The sequence below is a fragment of the Trinickia dabaoshanensis genome (assembly GCF_002879885.1).
GTDB classification, from domain to species: domain Bacteria; phylum Pseudomonadota; class Gammaproteobacteria; order Burkholderiales; family Burkholderiaceae; genus Trinickia; species Trinickia dabaoshanensis.
Genome location: NZ_PNYA01000017.1, coordinates 77,710 through 92,981 on the forward strand (window position 1 = coordinate 77,710; position 15,272 = coordinate 92,981).

General features: G+C 62.4%; 16 protein-coding genes. 10 read left to right on the forward strand and 6 right to left on the reverse strand.

Going from position 1 to position 15,272, the window contains the following annotated elements; all coding sequences use genetic code 11:
* Positions 1 to 53: 53 nt before the first annotated feature.
* The 3 genes from C0Z18_RS18775 to lexA all read right to left on the reverse strand — a co-directional run bounded on the left by C0Z18_RS18775 (position 54) and on the right by lexA (position 1,777).
* Positions 54 to 677 (reverse strand): DUF2939 domain-containing protein, encoded by a 624-nt coding sequence (locus C0Z18_RS18775; RefSeq protein WP_102646999.1) that lies wholly within the window; start codon positions 675 to 677, stop codon positions 54 to 56.
* Positions 678 to 760: 83 nt separating this feature from the next.
* Complete coding sequence (locus C0Z18_RS18780) at positions 761 to 1,105, reverse strand: hypothetical protein (RefSeq protein WP_102646927.1); 345 nt, start codon at positions 1,103 to 1,105, stop codon at positions 761 to 763.
* 24 nt (positions 1,106 to 1,129) lie between these two features.
* Positions 1,130 to 1,777, reverse strand: a complete 648-nt coding sequence (gene lexA, locus C0Z18_RS18785; protein ID WP_102646928.1) for a transcriptional repressor LexA — start codon at positions 1,775 to 1,777, stop codon at positions 1,130 to 1,132.
* A 231-nt stretch (positions 1,778 to 2,008) separates the two neighbouring features.
* On the opposite strand from lexA, the gene C0Z18_RS18790 reads away from it, so the two are divergent.
* Both C0Z18_RS18790 and C0Z18_RS18795 read left to right on the forward strand, forming a co-directional pair.
* Positions 2,009 to 2,935, forward strand: a complete 927-nt coding sequence (locus C0Z18_RS18790; protein ID WP_102646929.1) for a CysB family HTH-type transcriptional regulator — start codon at positions 2,009 to 2,011, stop codon at positions 2,933 to 2,935.
* 79 nt (positions 2,936 to 3,014) lie between these two features.
* A complete protein-coding gene (locus tag C0Z18_RS18795; protein ID WP_408647063.1) occupies positions 3,015 to 4,037 on the forward strand; it encodes an asparaginase in 1,023 nt (340 codons plus the stop codon).
* A gap of 388 nt (positions 4,038 to 4,425) precedes the next feature.
* On the opposite strand, the gene C0Z18_RS18805 is transcribed toward C0Z18_RS18795, so the two are convergent.
* The 3 genes from C0Z18_RS18805 to gcl all read right to left on the reverse strand — a co-directional run bounded on the left by C0Z18_RS18805 (position 4,426) and on the right by gcl (position 8,077).
* Entirely contained in the window at positions 4,426 to 5,331 is a 906-nt protein-coding gene (locus tag C0Z18_RS18805; protein ID WP_102646932.1) for a 2-hydroxy-3-oxopropionate reductase, read from the reverse strand.
* A 75-nt stretch (positions 5,332 to 5,406) separates the two neighbouring features.
* Entirely contained in the window at positions 5,407 to 6,201 is a 795-nt protein-coding gene (gene hyi, locus C0Z18_RS18810) for a hydroxypyruvate isomerase (protein ID WP_102646933.1), read from the reverse strand.
* A 100-nt stretch (positions 6,202 to 6,301) separates the two neighbouring features.
* Positions 6,302 to 8,077, reverse strand: a complete 1,776-nt coding sequence (gene gcl, locus C0Z18_RS18815) for a glyoxylate carboligase (protein ID WP_102646934.1) — start codon at positions 8,075 to 8,077, stop codon at positions 6,302 to 6,304.
* 146 nt (positions 8,078 to 8,223) lie between these two features.
* Here gcl and C0Z18_RS18820 point away from each other — a divergent pair, with 146 nt between their 5' ends.
* From C0Z18_RS18820 to C0Z18_RS18855, 8 genes are all read left to right on the forward strand, one after another.
* On the forward strand, positions 8,224 to 9,168 hold the full coding sequence (locus C0Z18_RS18820; RefSeq protein WP_102647000.1) for a LysR family transcriptional regulator: 945 nt from the start codon (positions 8,224 to 8,226) through the stop codon (positions 9,166 to 9,168).
* A 170-nt stretch (positions 9,169 to 9,338) separates the two neighbouring features.
* Positions 9,339 to 9,716 carry a 30S ribosomal protein S6 gene (rpsF, locus tag C0Z18_RS18825; protein WP_102646935.1) on the forward strand — a complete coding sequence of 126 codons (378 nt, stop codon included), beginning with the start codon at positions 9,339 to 9,341 and terminating at the stop codon, positions 9,714 to 9,716.
* Positions 9,717 to 9,770: 54 nt separating this feature from the next.
* Positions 9,771 to 10,070, forward strand: a complete 300-nt coding sequence (priB, locus tag C0Z18_RS18830) for a primosomal replication protein N (RefSeq protein WP_102646936.1) — start codon at positions 9,771 to 9,773, stop codon at positions 10,068 to 10,070.
* Positions 10,071 to 10,072: 2 nt separating this feature from the next.
* Positions 10,073 to 10,348, forward strand: a complete 276-nt coding sequence (gene rpsR, locus C0Z18_RS18835; protein ID WP_018442035.1) for a 30S ribosomal protein S18 — start codon at positions 10,073 to 10,075, stop codon at positions 10,346 to 10,348.
* Between the two features lie 27 nt (positions 10,349 to 10,375).
* Positions 10,376 to 10,828, forward strand: a complete 453-nt coding sequence (gene rplI, locus C0Z18_RS18840; protein WP_102646937.1) for a 50S ribosomal protein L9 — start codon at positions 10,376 to 10,378, stop codon at positions 10,826 to 10,828.
* A 145-nt stretch (positions 10,829 to 10,973) separates the two neighbouring features.
* A complete protein-coding gene (locus C0Z18_RS18845; protein WP_102646938.1) occupies positions 10,974 to 12,362 on the forward strand; it encodes a replicative DNA helicase in 1,389 nt (462 codons plus the stop codon).
* 446 nt (positions 12,363 to 12,808) lie between these two features.
* Positions 12,809 to 14,308: a glycoside hydrolase family 64 protein gene (locus C0Z18_RS18850; RefSeq protein WP_233217386.1), complete on the forward strand. Its 1,500-nt coding sequence runs from the start codon at positions 12,809 to 12,811 to the stop codon at positions 14,306 to 14,308.
* 319 nt (positions 14,309 to 14,627) lie between these two features.
* The gene (locus C0Z18_RS18855; RefSeq protein WP_102646939.1) at positions 14,628 to 15,254 is read left to right on the forward strand and encodes a DUF47 domain-containing protein; all 627 of its coding nucleotides are present in this window, start codon (positions 14,628 to 14,630) and stop codon (positions 15,252 to 15,254) included.
* The last annotated feature ends 18 nt before the right edge of the window (positions 15,255 to 15,272 follow it).

Genomic DNA, 15,272 nt, shown 5'->3' on the forward strand with positions numbered 1-15,272 from the left:
ACCCGACTTTGGCGGCGGGCGCTGTGCAACGCCTCCCGCCGCTTATCCTCGTGTCACGGATTGAGTTGGACCGCGTCGATTTGCCACGTAAACCAGCCCCGGCGATGGAAGATCACACTGTAAGGCACGCCGCCGGTATCGCGTGAGTACGAGACGGCGAACGTGTCGATATCTCGATAGCCCGCGTTTGCCTTGGCACGCGGCTCCGGCGCTTGGACTGGTGAGGATGCAGCCGCGGCAGGCGCCCCTTGTCCTTGGTCCGGTTGCGGTTCGCCAACGGGGGGCGGCGCTTCTCCGGGCTCGCCTCGTGGCGGCATACCCTTGAGCAACGCGGCCACTCCGTCCGGTGTCGCATAGGCGTCGACAAGCGGATTGACGAACGCCATGCCGACGAGCGCGCCCAGCGCCGTAAGCGGATGCTGGAGCTTCTCGGCATCGACACGCCGGCTCAGCATTTGGGTGACCTCCACCTTGAGACTCGCTCTCAAAGCGGGATAGTCGACATATCGGTTGATGGTTGCGGTGTCGCGCTCGTGTATGGCGTCGCGCAGCCGGCTCAGCACGAAATAGGGCGACGCGTAAGCAAAAACGGCGAGCACCGCGGCGATGAATACGACGCCGGTGACGATTCTCGCGGTTAGCGGCTTTCGCGCGGAGGAACGGTTTTGTGCGGTCATGAAGGGATGGCCTTTATCGATGTTCAATATTCATTGACAGCGACCGCGCCAAAACGATCCCCTTGCGCACCCCCGCGCGGATCTCAACCCCATTGCGCCGCCGGCGCACCTGCTCGCTCGTCGTCGATGCATCGATCGATCATCTTGCAAACCGCGTCGATCGTGCCGACCAAGATCACGCGCGATGGGCCGTGATAAACACGCACCGGCGCGCGCCGCGACGGCTCGGCATGCAATGCGCTATTGAGCGACACGCGTGCGAATGCGGGCAGCGCGGCAGGTTGCATGTCCGCGTGGATGGCGTCGGCCTCACGCGTTCGTGCGGGACCGAGCGCGGCGGCTTCGAGCGGCGGGCACGGGATGATCCCGCGCAAGTGACGCAAGCGACCGAAAGCGCGAAAAGGCATAAGGCGGGCAAGGCGATCCATGGCGGCTCCCTAACGTGTGCGGAATCAGAATTCGGAGGGGCGAATCAGCCCGACCGCAATGCCTTCGAGCGCGAAATCGGCGCTGCCGGCTTGAACGAAGATGTTCTCGTAGTCTGGGTTTTCGGCGATCAACTCGATCCCGTTGGGGCGGCGCTTCAACCGTTTCACGGTAACGTCGTCCCCCAGGCGCGCGACGATGATCTGCCCATCGTTCGCTTCGGTGCGTCGCTGAACGGCGAGCAAATCGCCGTCGAGAATGCCGGCGTCGCGCATCGACAACCCGCGCACCTTCAAAAGGTAATCGGGCTTGCTCGAGAACAGCGCCGGGTCGCAGGCGTAGTGCTGAGCAATGTGCTCCTGCGCGAGGATCGGACTGCCCGCGGCAACGCGGCCGACGAGCGGCAATGAAAGCTGCATCAAAGCCGGATGGGGCAGCGAGAACTGATGGGGCATGTCCTCGGGCGCGAGCAACCGGATGCCGCGCGAAGCGCCGGCCGCCAATTCGATCACGCCTTTGCGGGCCAACGCCCGCAAATGTTCCTCAGCCGAGTTCGCCGACGAAAAGCCGAGGGCCGCGGCGATTTCGGCACGGGTGGGCGGAAAGCCGCTGTGCTCGATCGACTGGCGGATCAGGTCGTATACCTGCTGCTGTCTTGCGGTGAGTTTGGTCATGTCGCACTGTATGGATAGACAGGTTGCTGTATTTTTATACAGTATCGACGGAAGATCAAGTGCTGTGTTGCGACCCCTGAGTGCTGACTTAATACTTATAGTTATAAAAAAATAAGTATTCAGTAGTTATGGGAATAAAAGGCATCGCCTAGACTGGCTCGACCCGGGGCGCCGAGTTCGCGGCGCCCGTCGCCCAATCGACGTTTCCGCTTGTTCCGGAGAGACACCCGCATGAATTTCCAGCAGTTGCGCTTCGTGCGCGAAGCGGTGCGCCGCAATCTGAATCTGACGGAAGTCGCCAATGCGCTGTTCACGTCGCAATCGGGCGTATCCAAGCAGATCAAGGATCTGGAGGATGAACTCGGGATCGACATCTTCGTGCGCCGCGGCAAGCGGCTCACCGGGCTGACCGAGCCGGGCAAGGCCGTCCACCAATTGATCGAACGGATGCTGCTCGATGCGGAGAACATGCGTCGCGTGGCCCGCCAATACGCCGACGAGCAGTCGGGGCACCTCGTGGTCGCCACCACTCACACGCAAGCACGCTACGCGCTGCCGAAAGTCGTGCGCGAATTCACGCATGCTTATCCGAAAGTTCAACTCGCGCTGCGCCAAGGCAATCCACAACAAATTGCCCAAATGCTGATCGACGGCGAAGCCGACATCGCGATCTCGACCGAGGCGCTCGACCGCTTTTCCGACATCGTCACGTTCCCTTGCTACTCGTGGCACCACGTCGTCGTCGTGCCCAAGGGTCACCCGCTCGCCACGCGCGAGCGCGTGACGCTCGAGGATGTCGCGGATCATCCGATCGTCACCTACGACCGCGATTTCACCGGCCGTTCGCATATCGACGCGTCATTTGCGAAAATCGGCGCGCTGCCCGACGTCGTGCTCACGGCGATCGATGCCGACGTCATCAAGACCTATGTCGAACTCGGTATGGGCGTGGGGATCGTCGCGGCGATGGCGTACGATCCGAAACGCGACACGGAGCTGGTCGCACTCGACACGCAGCATTTGTTCGAAGGCAGTACGACGCGGGTGGGCTTGCGCCGGGGCGCCTTCATGCGCGCCTACGCGTATCGCTTCATCGAAATGTTCGCGCCGCAGTTGTCGGAAGCGGGCATGTCGGGGCAGTTGCGCGAAGCCGCTTGACCGGCCCCTAGCCCGCGCGGGGGCGGGTAGGTGAAACGAGGCGTTCGCCTGCGATAGCGGGGCGGTTAAAATGGCGCCCATGATTACGACCTCCTCCTCCCCGTCTCCCGCGGCGTTGCCGCGTATCGCCGTGCTCGCCACCGGCGGCACCATCGCCGGTTCGGCGGCCGACGCTTCGCAAACGTCCGGCTACCAAGCCGGCGTCGTCGGCGTCGACAAATTGCTCGCGGCCGTGCCGGCCTTGGCGAGCGTCGCCCAAATCGAAGCGCAACAGGTCGCGAGCATCGACAGCAAGGATCTCGAAGCCTCGCTATGGACGACGCTCGCCGAGCGCATCGCGGCGCTGGCCGCGCGCGAGGATATCGACGGCATCGTCGTCACCCACGGCACCGACACGCTGGAGGAAACGGCCTACGCGTTGCATCTGACCGTGAAGACGCCCAAGCCTGTCGTCATGACCGCGGCCATGCGCCCGTCCTCGGCGCTTTCCGCCGATGGGCCGCTGAACCTGCTCGGCGCCGTCACCGTGGCGGCCTCGCACTCCGCGCGGGGGCAGGGGGTGCTGGTCGCTTTCAACAATCGAATCCATAGCGCGCGCGACGTCGTGAAGACGAGCACCTATGCCGTCGACGCCTTCCAGTCCCCCGAGCTCGGCGCATTGGGTTGGGTGCAGGACGGGCGCGTCGAATTCGCCCGAACGGTCACGCGTGCTCACACGACGGGGACGCCTTTCGTCGCGGGTGCGGCTTGGCCGGTGGTCGAGATCGTGACGAGTTATGCCGGTGCGTCTCGCACGGCCGTCGATGCGCTCGTGGCCGCCGGCGTGCACGGCATCGTCGTGGCAGGCACGGGCAACGGCTCGATCCACGCCTCGGTGCAAGCGGCGCTGGCCGACGCCCGCGCACACGGCATCGCGGTCGTGCGCGCCTCGCGCGTCGGCTCCGGACACGTGATGCGCAACGGCGCCGCGCCGGACGACGCGCTCGGGTTCGTGAGCGCCGGCTCGCTCAATCCGTACAAGGCGCGCGTGCTGCTGATGCTCGCGCTGATCGCGGGCGCGTACGAACCGCCGGCGTTGCAGCGGATGTTCGATACGTATTGAAGTATTGAAGAGACCGGATATCGGGCTCGCAGAGCGCACCGGTCGACGCTCGCGAGCCTAGCGCTCGCGGCGGTTGAATGCGTGACAATCCGACAGGCGGACACCCGACGACGACGTCTGACCGACCAAGGCTTCCCCGGCGTCGCCGAGTGCCGCTGCGGACCCCACTGCCGCTCTCAGCCCGAAAGCGGCTTTTTGCCTGCCATGCGCATGCTCGGTGTCGACCTCGTACGCGCCGGGCATCGTACGATGCCCGGGTTGCCCCTCGGGTCTTGCCGCGTATGCGCCGGCGAGGCGCCCCACGTGCTGGCCGTGCGATCTTCATCGAACGGCCGAATGCTGCAGAACGGGCTATGCGCCGCCTAAACGAGGCGCGCTAGCCGGGCGGTCATGCCGCAACCGCTTCGGCCGGTGCTTGCGCGATTTCGAAATTCGACATGATTTCGAGCGCGCGCAGCAGCGCCGAGTGGTCCCAACTGCCGCCGTCGTGCGCGGCGCATACGCTGAAAAGCTGTTGTGCGCTGGCGGTGTGGGGCAGTGCGATGCCGAGCCGGCGCGCGCCGTCGAGGGCGAGATTCAAATCCTTGCGATGCAAGTCGACGCGAAAGCCCGGCTTGAACGTGCGCGCCGTCATGCGCGCGCCGTGCAGCTCTAAAATCCGCGACGAGGCGAACCCGCCCATCAGTGCGCGACGCACGCGCTCGGGATCGGCGCCCGAGCGCGCCGCGAACAGCAGCGCCTCGGCGACGGCCTCGATATTGAGCGCGACGATGATTTGGTTGGCGACCTTGCAGGTTTGGCCCGCACCGTTATCGCCGACCAGCGTGATGTTCTTGCCCATCAAATCGAACAGCGGCTTCGCGCGCTCGAACGCTTGCTCGGGCCCGCCCACCATGATCGAAAGCGTCGCGTCGCGCGCCCCGACTTCGCCGCCCGAGACGGGTGCATCGAGGTAATCGCAGCCGAGCGCATTGATGCGCTTCGCGAAATCTTGCGTGTCCAGCGGAGAGATGGAGCTCATGTCGATAACGAGCTTGCCCGCCGACAGGCCCTTGGCCACGCCGTCGTCGGCGAACAGCACGTTGGCGACGTCGGGCGTATCCGGGACGATCGAAATGACGATCTCCGATTCGCGCGCGACCGCCGTCGAATCCGCCACGACCGTCGCCTTTTCGCGCAAATCGTCGGGCACCGGATAGGCGCCCGTCACGACGAGCGAATGTCCGCCCTTGAGCAGGTTGCGCGCCATGTGCGCGCCCATGATGCCGAGGCCGATGAAACCGATCTTTGCCATGTCGATGTAGTCCGTTTAACTGTTTGTCGTCTAGGTTTGAGCGGGGGCGTTCGAGCGTTTCCCCATGTGGGGCCTTCAGCGCGCGCTGCGCGCTCCGGCGATCTCGCGTACCCACGAAAGGCCTTCGAGCGTCGTGGTGCGGGGCTTGTATTCGCAGCCGATATAGCCGCTATAGCCGAGCCGGTCGAGCCAATCGAACAAGAACGCGTAGTTGATCTCGCCCGTGCCCGGTTCGTGCCGGCCGGGGTTGTCGGCCAACTGGACATGAGCGATGCGCGGCAGCAGTTTTTGCAAGGTCGCGGCGAGCTCGCCTTCCATGCGCTGCATGTGATAGATGTCGTACTGCAGATAGAGGTTGCCGGACGCCACTTCGTCGATGACCGCGAGTGCTTCGCTGGACCGATTGAGCGCGAAGCCGGGAATGTCGTACGAATTGCATGGCTCGACGAGCAGCCTGATGCCTTCTTTTTCGAGTGCGCCGGCGGCGTACCGCAAGTTCTCGACGATCGTCGAACGCGCGCGCTCGGGCGTGACGTCCGAACCCGGAATGCCGACGAGGCAATTCAGTTGAGGCACGCGCAGCGCCTTCGCGTATTCGATCGCACGTCCCACGCCGTCGCGGAATTCGGCCACGCGATCGGGCAGGCATGCGATCCCGCGTTCGCCCGCTTCCCAATTTCCGGCCGGCAAGTTGTGCAAGACGAGACGCAAGCGATTCGCTTCGAGACGTTCGGCCAACTCTGCCGCGGTGAATGGGTAGGGGAACAGGAATTCAACGGCGTTGAACCCTGCGCGCGCCGCCGCTTCGAAGCGCTCGAGGAACGGCACTTCGTTGAACAGCATGGTGAGGTTGGCTGCGAATTTCGGCATGTTGCTGTCACTCTTCGGTCGGTCGGGGGAGTGACGATCGCAGCGTGCGCGGCGATCGTCGGGTCGTTCGATGGTGCGGGTAAGCAGCACGGCGTGGCGGTCAGTCGAGCAGCGAGATGGCGGTCGGCGCGTCGTTGCGCGAATCGGCCAGCGGCTCGAACTCGTTGATCGCGTCGATTTCGGTGCCCATTGCGATATTCGTGACGCGCTCGAGAATGACTTCGACGACGACCGGCACGTTGAACTCGGCGGCCATCGCTTGCGCCTTTTGCAACGCCGGCGCGATCTCGCCCGGTTCGAACACGCGCAGCGCCTTGCAACCGAGACCTTCGGCAACCGCCACGTGATCCACGCCATAGCCATTCAACTCCGGCGCGTTGATGTTCTCGAACGCGAGCTGCACGCAGTAATCCATTTCGAAAGCGCGCTGAGCTTGACGGATCAGCCCGAGGTACGAGTTGTTCACGACCACGTGCACGTAGGGCAGCTTGAACTGCGCGCCCACGGCGAGCTCTTCGATCATGAACTGGAAGTCGTAGTCGCCCGACAGCGCGACGATCGGGCGGCTCGGATCGGCGGCGCGCACGCCGAGCGCCGCGGGGATCGTCCAGCCGAGCGGGCCGGCTTGGCCGCAGTTGATCCAGTTACGCGCCTTGTACACGTGCAGGAACTGCGCGGCGGCAATTTGCGACAGCCCGATCGTGCTGACGTAGCAGGTATCGCGGCCGAACACCTTGTTCATCTCTTCGTAGACGCGCTGCGGCTTGATCGGCACGTTTTCGAAGTGAGTCTTGCGTTGCAGGCTGCGTTTGCGCGCCTGACACGCTTCGCTCCAAGCCGAACGGTCTTTGAGCTTGCCGGCTGCCTTCCATTCGCGGGCCACTTCGACGAAGAGCTCGAGGGCCGCCTTCGCGTCCGACACGATCCCGAGATCGGGCCCGAATACGCGGCCGATTTGCGTCGGCTCGATGTCGACGTGCACGAACTTGCGCCCCTTCGTATAGACGTCGACGCTGCCCGTGTGGCGATTGGCCCAGCGATTGCCGATGCCGAGCACGAAATCGGATTCGAGCATCGTCGCGTTGCCGTAGCGGTGCGACGTTTGCAAGCCGACCATGCCGGCCATGAGCGGGTGATCGTCGGCGATCGCGCCCCACGACATGAGCGTCGGCACCACGGGCACGCCGAGCGTTTCGGCGAATTGCACGAGCAGCGCTTCGGCACCGGCGTTGAGCACGCCGCCGCCCGACACGATGAGCGGACGCTCGGAGCCGTTCAGCATCTCCAGCGCGGCTTCGATTTGCTTGCGCGTCGCCTTCGGCTTGTAGACCGGCAGCGGCTCGTAGGTGTCGATGTCGAATTCGATTTCGGCCAGTTGAACGTCGATCGGCAGATCGATCAGCACCGGACCGGGCCGGCCCGAGCGCATCAAGTGGAATGCCTGTTGGAATACGCGGGGCACGAGCGCGGGCTCGCGCACGGTGACCGCCCACTTCGTGACCGGCTTGGCGATCGATTCGATATCGACCGCTTGGAAATCTTCCTTGTAGAGCCGGGCGCGGGGTGCTTGACCCGTGATAGCGAGAATAGGAATCGAGTCGGCCTGCGCCGAGTAAAGTCCGGTGATCATGTCGGTACCGGCGGGCCCCGACGTGCCGATGCACACGCCGATGTTGCCGGGCGCGGCGCGCGTATAGCCCTCGGCCATATGCGAAGCGCCTTCGACGTGACGAGCCAGGACGTGGCTGATGCCGCCCGCGCGGCGCAGCGCCGAGTAAAGCGGGTTGATCGCGGCGCCGGGTACGCCGAACGCGGTGTCGATGCCTTCTTTTTCCAGCACGAGCACGGCTGCGTCGACGGCTCTCATCTTAGCCATGGGTGTCTCCTTTTCCTGTTCGTCCAATGCGCAAATAGCGGGTTAGTCGCACTGTAGAACTACCGGAAAGGTTTGATAAGATCGCTCTCGGTTCGTTATTTCGATACAAAAAGTATCGAATGGGCTGGCGATGCAAGGACGGGAAGATGGATCGTTTCAAGCAGATCGAAACATTCGTGCGCGTGGCGGAGGCGGGCAGTTTGGCCGCGGCGGCGCTGGAGGAGGGCGTGTCGCCCGTGATTTTGGGGCGGCGTATCGACGCGCTCGAAAAACGCCTCGGCGTCAAACTCATGTACCGGTCGACGCGCCGCCTCGTCGTCAGCGAGGCGGGCGCCGCGTTTCTCGAGCGCTGCAAAGGGTTGCTCGCTGACTGGGATCAGGCCGAGGACGAGCTGAGCGCCGGGCGGCGGGCCGTGAGCGGCCATTTGATCGTCTCGGCGCCGGCGGCGTTCGGACGCAAGCACGTGGCGCCGCTCGCGCCCGCGTTTTTGGCCGACAAGCCCGGGCTGCAGATGTCGTTCAATTTGACCGATCGCGTTGTCGACTTGGTCCGCGAGGGCTACGACTTGTCGATTCGCATCGGCGGGACGGTCGATCCGAACTTCGTCGCCGTCAAACTGGCGACGAATCGGCGCGTCGTCTGCGGCACGCCTGCCTATCTCGCCCGGCACGGCCGCCCGCGTTCGCTGGAAGATCTGCTCGCTCACAACTGCCTTGCCTTCAACCTGCAGGGCGGCCAAAACCGCGGCTGGTATTTTCAGCGCGGCGGCAAGCGCGTGACGATGCGGGTGACGGGCTCGCTCGATTGCAACGACGGCGAACTGTTGCACCGTTGGGCCTCGGAAGGTCTCGGCCTCGGCTGGCGCTCCACCTGGGAGATCGCCGATCAGCTCGCGCGCGGCGAGCTCGAGACGGTCTTGGACGAATTCGCGTTGCCCGAATACGACATCCTCGCCGTCTACCCGCAACAGCGCTACGTCCCGGCCAAAGTCCGGTACTTCATCGATTACCTGAAGGAGGTCTACGCGCGTCCCGGCTATTGGGGCGGGAGCGCGGCAGCCGGGGACGACGGAGCGGCAAGGGCGGATTAGCGCCCGGGCGCCGCATTCGATGCATGAATTGCACCTCGGCGGCCGTTGAGCTATACTCACGGGCTTCTCACTTGCCACACCGGTTGGTCCGATCCCGGTACTTACGTATCGTTGGTACCTCGCGTATCGGCCATCGACGCCCGGGTGGCTTCAATCCACAAGGAGTGTGTATGCGTCATTACGAAATCGTCTTCGTCGTACACCCCGATCAAAGCGAGCAAGTGCCCGCGATGATCGAGCGGTACAAATCCACGATTACCGCGCGCGGCGGCAATATCCACCGCATCGAAGACTGGGGCCGTCGCCAACTGGCCTACATGATCGAGAAACTCGCGAAGGCTCACTACGTCTGCATGAACATCGAATGCGACCAGGCTACGCTCGAAGAGCTCGAGCACGCATTCAAGTTCAACGACGCTGTGCTGCGCCACCTGATCGTCAAGATGAAGAAGGCCGAAACGGGCCCGTCGCCGATGATGAAGGAAGTGCAGCGCGAAGAAGCCAAGAAGGCAGCTGCCTCGTCGCAGCCGTCCGAAGCGCAGGCTTAACGGTATTCACGGTTTAAGCCACCTGGGTTCCATCATCGGTTTTTCGCCGCTCTCGTGAACAGGCTGCAACTCACGGCCAGCGTGGTCGAACGCGAGCCGCTGCGCTATACGCCGGCGGGTGTTCCGATCGCAAGCTGTACGCTGCAGCATCGCGCGGAAGTCGTCGAGGCCGGCATCGTCCGGCAAGTTGAGTTGACGATGCCCGCCCTGGCCGCGGGTGCCGCGAGCGGGAAGCTCGAAACGTGTGAGATGGGCGTCGAAACGCTCTTCACCGGCTTCCTGGCGAAGAAAAGCCGCAACGCGAGAACCTTGGTGTTTCACATCACAGAATTGCAGGACATTGGAAAGGACTGAACATGCCCCGCCCGACTGGTAAGAAATTCGACAAGCGCCGTCAGCAACAAAACCCGCTGTTCAAGCGCAAGAAGTTTTGCCGCTTCACGGCTGCTGGCGTCGAGTACATCGACTACAAAGACATCGAAACGCTGAAAGACTTCATCGGCGAAAACGGCAAGATCACGCCGGCTCGTCTGACGGGTACCAAGGCCCACTATCAACGCCAGCTCGATACGGCGATCAAGCGCGCACGTTTCCTCGCGCTCTTGCCGTACACCGACCTGCACAAGGCCTAATCAGACGGCGCGATAAGGAGAATTCGAATGCAAATCATTCTTTTGGAAAAAGTCGTCAACGTCGGCAACCTCGGCGACGTGGTCAAGGTCAAGGACGGCTACGCCCGTAACTTCCTGATCCCGCAAAAGCTCGCACGCCGTGCAACGAAGGCAGCGATCGCTGAATTCGAAGTGCGCCGCGCCGATCTCGAGAAGGCTGCCGCCGAGAAGCTCGCCGCCGCGCAAGCGCAAGGCGAGAAGATGGCAGGCCTGACGGTTCAGATCGCACAGAAGGCCGGCGTCGACGGCCGTCTGTTCGGCTCGGTCACGAACGCGGACATCGCCGAAACGCTGACGAAGCAAGGCTTCGCGGTGGAAAAGGCGCAAGTGCGTCTGCCGCAAGGCCCGCTGAAGCTCGTGGGCGACCACCCCGTGCAAGTTTCGCTGCACACGGACGTGACGGTCGACGTGACCGTTTCGGTGCTCGGCGAGCACGCGTAAGTGTCGCTGGCCGAACCGGGTATCGCCCCGGTTTGGCGCATCGATTGAAAAGGGCAGGAGCCGGAGCGCCGGTTCCTGCCTTTTTTGTTTTGGCCTCGTTTTCGCCGCTGGCGGAGGCCCGGCCATTTCGCGATAATGCCTCCCCATGAACGCTCCGACGAACGATCCGCAACTCGAATCGCTGAAAGTCCCGCCGCATTCGATCGAGGCCGAGCAATCGGTGCTCGGCGGCCTGCTGCTGGATAACGCCGCCTGGGACCGCATTGCCGACTTCCTGTCCCAAAGCGACTTCTACCGGTACGACCACCGGATCATCTTCGAGCATATCGGCAAGCTGATCTCGACGACGCGGCCGGCCGACGTCGTGACGGTCTACGAGGCGCTGAGCACGTCGGGTAAAGCCGACGACGTCGGCGGCTTGGCCTATCTGAACGCGCTTGCGCAGAACACGCCGAGTGCCGCGAACATCCGTCGCTACGCCGAAATCGTGCGCGATCGCGCCGTGCTGCGGCGTCTGGTTTCGGTGGCCGATGAAATCTCCGCGGACGCATTCAATCCGCAGGGTAAGGAAGTGCGGCAACTGCTGGACGAGGCCGAATCGAAAGTGTTTTCGATCGCTGAGGACGGTGCGCGCGGCACGCAGGGCTTTTTGGAGATCGGGCCGCTGCTGACGGAAGTGGTCGAGCGCATCGATACGCTTTACCACACGGCCAATCCGAGCGACGTGACGGGTACGCCAACGGGATTCGTGGATCTCGACCGGATGACATCGGGGATGCATGGCGGCGAGCTCATCATCGTGGCCGGACGCCCGTCGATGGGGAAAACCGCGTTTTCCATGAACATCGGCGAATACGTCGCGGTGGAGTACGGGTTGCCCGTCGCCGTGTTCTCGATGGAAATGCCGGGTACGCAGCTCGTCATGCGGATGCTGGGCTCCGTCGGCCGCCTCGACCAGCACCGGATGCGAACGGGCCGCTTGACCGACGAGGATTGGCCCAAGCTCACGCACGCCGTGCAGAAAATGAGCGAGGCGCAGCTATTCATCGACGAAACCGGCGGCTTGAATCCGATGGAATTGCGCTCGCGCGCGCGACGCTTAGCCCGCCAATGCGGCAAGCTCGGGCTCATCATCATCGACTACTTGCAGCTGATGTCGGGCTCGTCGTCAGGTGAAAACCGCGCCACGGAAATTTCGGAAATTTCGCGTTCGCTCAAAGGGTTGGCGAAAGAACTCGATGTGCCCGTCATCGCGCTTTCGCAGTTGAACCGAAGCCTGGAACAGCGTCCGAACAAGCGGCCCGTGATGTCGGACTTGCGTGAATCCGGCGCTATCGAACAGGATGCGGACGTGATCCTGTTCATCTACCGGGACGAGGTGTACAACCCCGACAGCCCGGATAAAGGCACGGCCGAGATCATCATCGGTAAGCAGCGTAACGGTCCGATCGGTCCTGTGCGGCTGACGTTCCTCGGGCAGTACACGAAGTTCGACAACTTCGCGGGTCCGCAGACGTTCATGGGCGGCGAGTAACGCGCCGCAGCCGCCGCGCTCGCGGCAAGCCACCGCACTGTCGCACTCGCGCCCTGGCCCCGGTGCAACCGGGGCGGGTGCCGTGCGCGCGCGATATTTTGGCCGAGCGGTATCGATTTTCGTCAATCGGCTCGCGATTTTAACCTCCCAAAAATACTAGCTTTTATTCACTCGTCCATTTTTTACGAGAAATCGGGCGTTTTACGAAACGCGCTCGCGGCTCGAATCATAATTTGCTGTGGCGTTTAAAATGCCGATTTTAAATGGCATGTGTATAAGGATATTTGACTTCGTTCGTATGTGTCGCTATCTTTGATTCGCATTTTCCTTAGTAAACGGGTTTTAGTGTGCTCGCTAGAGGTGCTGCCTCGCATCTGTATTTTCATATTTCGGTTAATCGATTTCCTGTCGAATTTCAGGACGATTTCAACGAAGGAGGAAGAAAGATGAGTCGAGAAAAATCCAAGCCGGTGTTCAGTATTTGGGTAAGGCTTCTTGTCGCGGCGCTATTGATCGGGACCTATGCGTCTCGAGCGGCCGCAAACCCATCGCCGTCATCGGTCGGTGGCTACTCGGTGGTTAACGGCAATACCGTCGCATTCAACGCGTCGGGCGGCGCATGGATCATTTTGCATTATGTAGTCGGTAACAATCCGCAGCTCAACGTCGCGATGACGATGTCAGGAACGAGCGGCAGCTATTCCGTAACCGGCGTTCCAGCCGGGAGTATCGTGAAGTACTCGTTCACGGTCGGTCAGACGGATGGCTCGGCCTTCGACACCACTTGGGCCCAATTCACGATGGGGTCGTCGGCGCCGCCTCCGCCGCAAGGATCTTTTCCGGCCGCCGGAACGAAGATCAACCTCGTGAACGGCACCAACGGTGCCTACCCCGACAGCCAAGTTTACTGGACGCTGGTGGGCATGGACCCGACCAACAACAACGCCTACGTCCATGTGAACTGCGCTGGCGCCTTGGTCCCGATGAGCGGGGCCGACGATTCGCAGCAGACGAAGAACGGCATCGGGTACGCGAATTATTCGATTCCGCTGTCGCAGTGCAACTCGGTTACGATCCCGCAGATCACCTCGGCTCGGCTGTATCTGAGCGTGGGTAGCACGATGTATATCCAAGCGGTCGGCAATCCGGTAACGGGCTATACCGGCCCGAACATCGATAACCCCACCGATCCGAACATCGACGTGACGTTCGATTTCATCGAGTTCGATATAAACAACGCGAATTTCTTCGGCAATACGACGCGCGTCGACCAGTTCGGCTTCCCGCTTCAACTGCGGCTGCAAGGGCAAAACGGCTACGACCAGACGGTGGGCGAAACCGAGTCGCGGGCGGCGCTTTTTCAGGAATTCCAAGCGCAAATGCCGGCGGCTTTCCAGGGGCTCGTGCACGCACCGTATCGAATCGTCGCGCCGGGACATGGTGGCTTTAGCGCGGGCGGTCCCAACGCCAACTACCTGGATAGCTATATTCAGTCGATCTGGAATCAATACACGACGCAAAACCTGACTTTCACGGATGCCCAAGGCACCTTTACCGGTCATGTCGTCAACGGCCAGTTCCAATTCACGGACGGGCAGGGCACGTACTACATCAACGCCATGCCGACGACAGGCGAAGTGCTGCTTGGCAACGGTGTGTTGAACGACGCGAGAAACGCCGCGCCGGGCGTGGCGACAGCCAAACAATTGCAGATTCAGGCGCAGTTGTGTGCCGCGCTCAATCGGCACGTGGCCGAGAACTCCGCGCTCTGGAGTAACGCCGGCGCTTTCTATGCGACCCAGCCCACGAACCTCTACTCGCAGTTCTGGCATGCGCATGCGATCAACAACCTCACTTATGGGTTTCCGTACGATGACGTAGGGGGATTCAGTTCTTCGCTGGTGGGCACCAATCCGACCATTGCGACGATTAGAGTGGGGTGGTGAGCGGCGGAACTCGGACTGCGAGGAAATCGCGCTTTAACCCGCGGTAGCGACGAGGGCCCGGACGGCGATCGCCGGGCGTGCCCTCGTATTCAATCCGCGTATGCACGCCGGCTCATTTGTTGCGTGCGTGCCCCGCGACGATACGTTCATGGTGGGGTGCCCCGCGCTTTCCGGTACACTGTGCGCCGTCACGAAAGTGTCACAGCCGGACGCGGCCCCACGTGTGTCGAGACACGAAACCGTATCAAGCCGTACGGGTGCGTCGGGCTTCGGTGACGCGTTCATTAACCGATTGATTTTATTGTGGTTTGTTGACTATATGTTTGGTCGATTCATGCCCACCGAGGGCAAGTTCTTCGAAATTTTCAACGAGCACGCGAAGTGCATCGTCTCCGCGAGCGAGGAGCTCGAGCGTCTCGTCGACAACCTGAGCGAAGCCGAAGTGCACAAGCAACGCGTGCAGGCGAGCGAAAAGGCGGCCGACAAGCTGACGCACGAAACGATCGACCTGCTGCACAAGACCTTCATCACGCCGCTGGACCGCGACGAGATCCATAAGCTCATCACGACGATGGACGACATCCTCGACCTGATGGAAGACGTCGCCACGGCCGTTTCGCTATACGACGTGCAGGCGATGACCTCGGAGGCGAGCCAGCTTGCCCATATCTGCACGCAGACGGCCAAGCACGTGCAAAACGCCGTGAATATGCTGTCGGATATGAGTCAGGCGCGCCAGATCCTCACGGCCTGCGAAGAAATCGACCGCCTCGAATCGGAAGCCGACCGCGTGCTCCGCGCGGCCATGTCGAAGCTGTTCCGCGAAGAAGACAACGTCAAGACGCTGATCAAGCTCAAGGCGGTCTACGAGTTGCTCGAGTCGATCACGGACAAGTGCGAGGATGTCGCGAACATCATCGAAGGCATCGTGTTGGAAAACGCGTAACGCGGGCGGACCACACTG

Bases quoted from the DNA above. Each gene is read 5' to 3' on its own strand.
- C0Z18_RS18790 (WP_102646929.1), top strand. From the start codon at position 2,009: ATGAATTTCCAGCAGTTGCGCTTCGTGCGCGAAGCGGTGCGCCGCAAT.
- lexA (WP_102646928.1), bottom strand. From the start codon at position 1,777: ATGACCAAACTCACCGCAAGACAGCAGCAGGTATACGACCTGATCCGC.
- rpsR (WP_018442035.1), top strand. From the start codon at position 10,073: ATGCCCCGCCCGACTGGTAAGAAATTCGACAAGCGCCGTCAGCAACAA.
- hyi (WP_102646933.1), bottom strand. From the start codon at position 6,201: ATGCCGAAATTCGCAGCCAACCTCACCATGCTGTTCAACGAAGTGCCG.
- C0Z18_RS18855 (WP_102646939.1), top strand. From the start codon at position 14,628: ATGTTTGGTCGATTCATGCCCACCGAGGGCAAGTTCTTCGAAATTTTC.
- C0Z18_RS18775 (WP_102646999.1), bottom strand. From the start codon at position 677: ATGACCGCACAAAACCGTTCCTCCGCGCGAAAGCCGCTAACCGCGAGA.
- C0Z18_RS18795 (WP_408647063.1), top strand. From the start codon at position 3,015: ATGATTACGACCTCCTCCTCCCCGTCTCCCGCGGCGTTGCCGCGTATC.
- C0Z18_RS18845 (WP_102646938.1), top strand. From the start codon at position 10,974: ATGAACGCTCCGACGAACGATCCGCAACTCGAATCGCTGAAAGTCCCG.
- gcl (WP_102646934.1), bottom strand. From the start codon at position 8,077: ATGGCTAAGATGAGAGCCGTCGACGCAGCCGTGCTCGTGCTGGAAAAA.
- rpsF (WP_102646935.1), top strand. From the start codon at position 9,339: ATGCGTCATTACGAAATCGTCTTCGTCGTACACCCCGATCAAAGCGAG.
- C0Z18_RS18850 (WP_233217386.1), top strand. From the start codon at position 12,809: ATGAGTCGAGAAAAATCCAAGCCGGTGTTCAGTATTTGGGTAAGGCTT.
- rplI (WP_102646937.1), top strand. From the start codon at position 10,376: ATGCAAATCATTCTTTTGGAAAAAGTCGTCAACGTCGGCAACCTCGGC.
- C0Z18_RS18805 (WP_102646932.1), bottom strand. From the start codon at position 5,331: ATGGCAAAGATCGGTTTCATCGGCCTCGGCATCATGGGCGCGCACATG.
- C0Z18_RS18780 (WP_102646927.1), bottom strand. From the start codon at position 1,105: ATGGATCGCCTTGCCCGCCTTATGCCTTTTCGCGCTTTCGGTCGCTTG.
- C0Z18_RS18820 (WP_102647000.1), top strand. From the start codon at position 8,224: ATGGATCGTTTCAAGCAGATCGAAACATTCGTGCGCGTGGCGGAGGCG.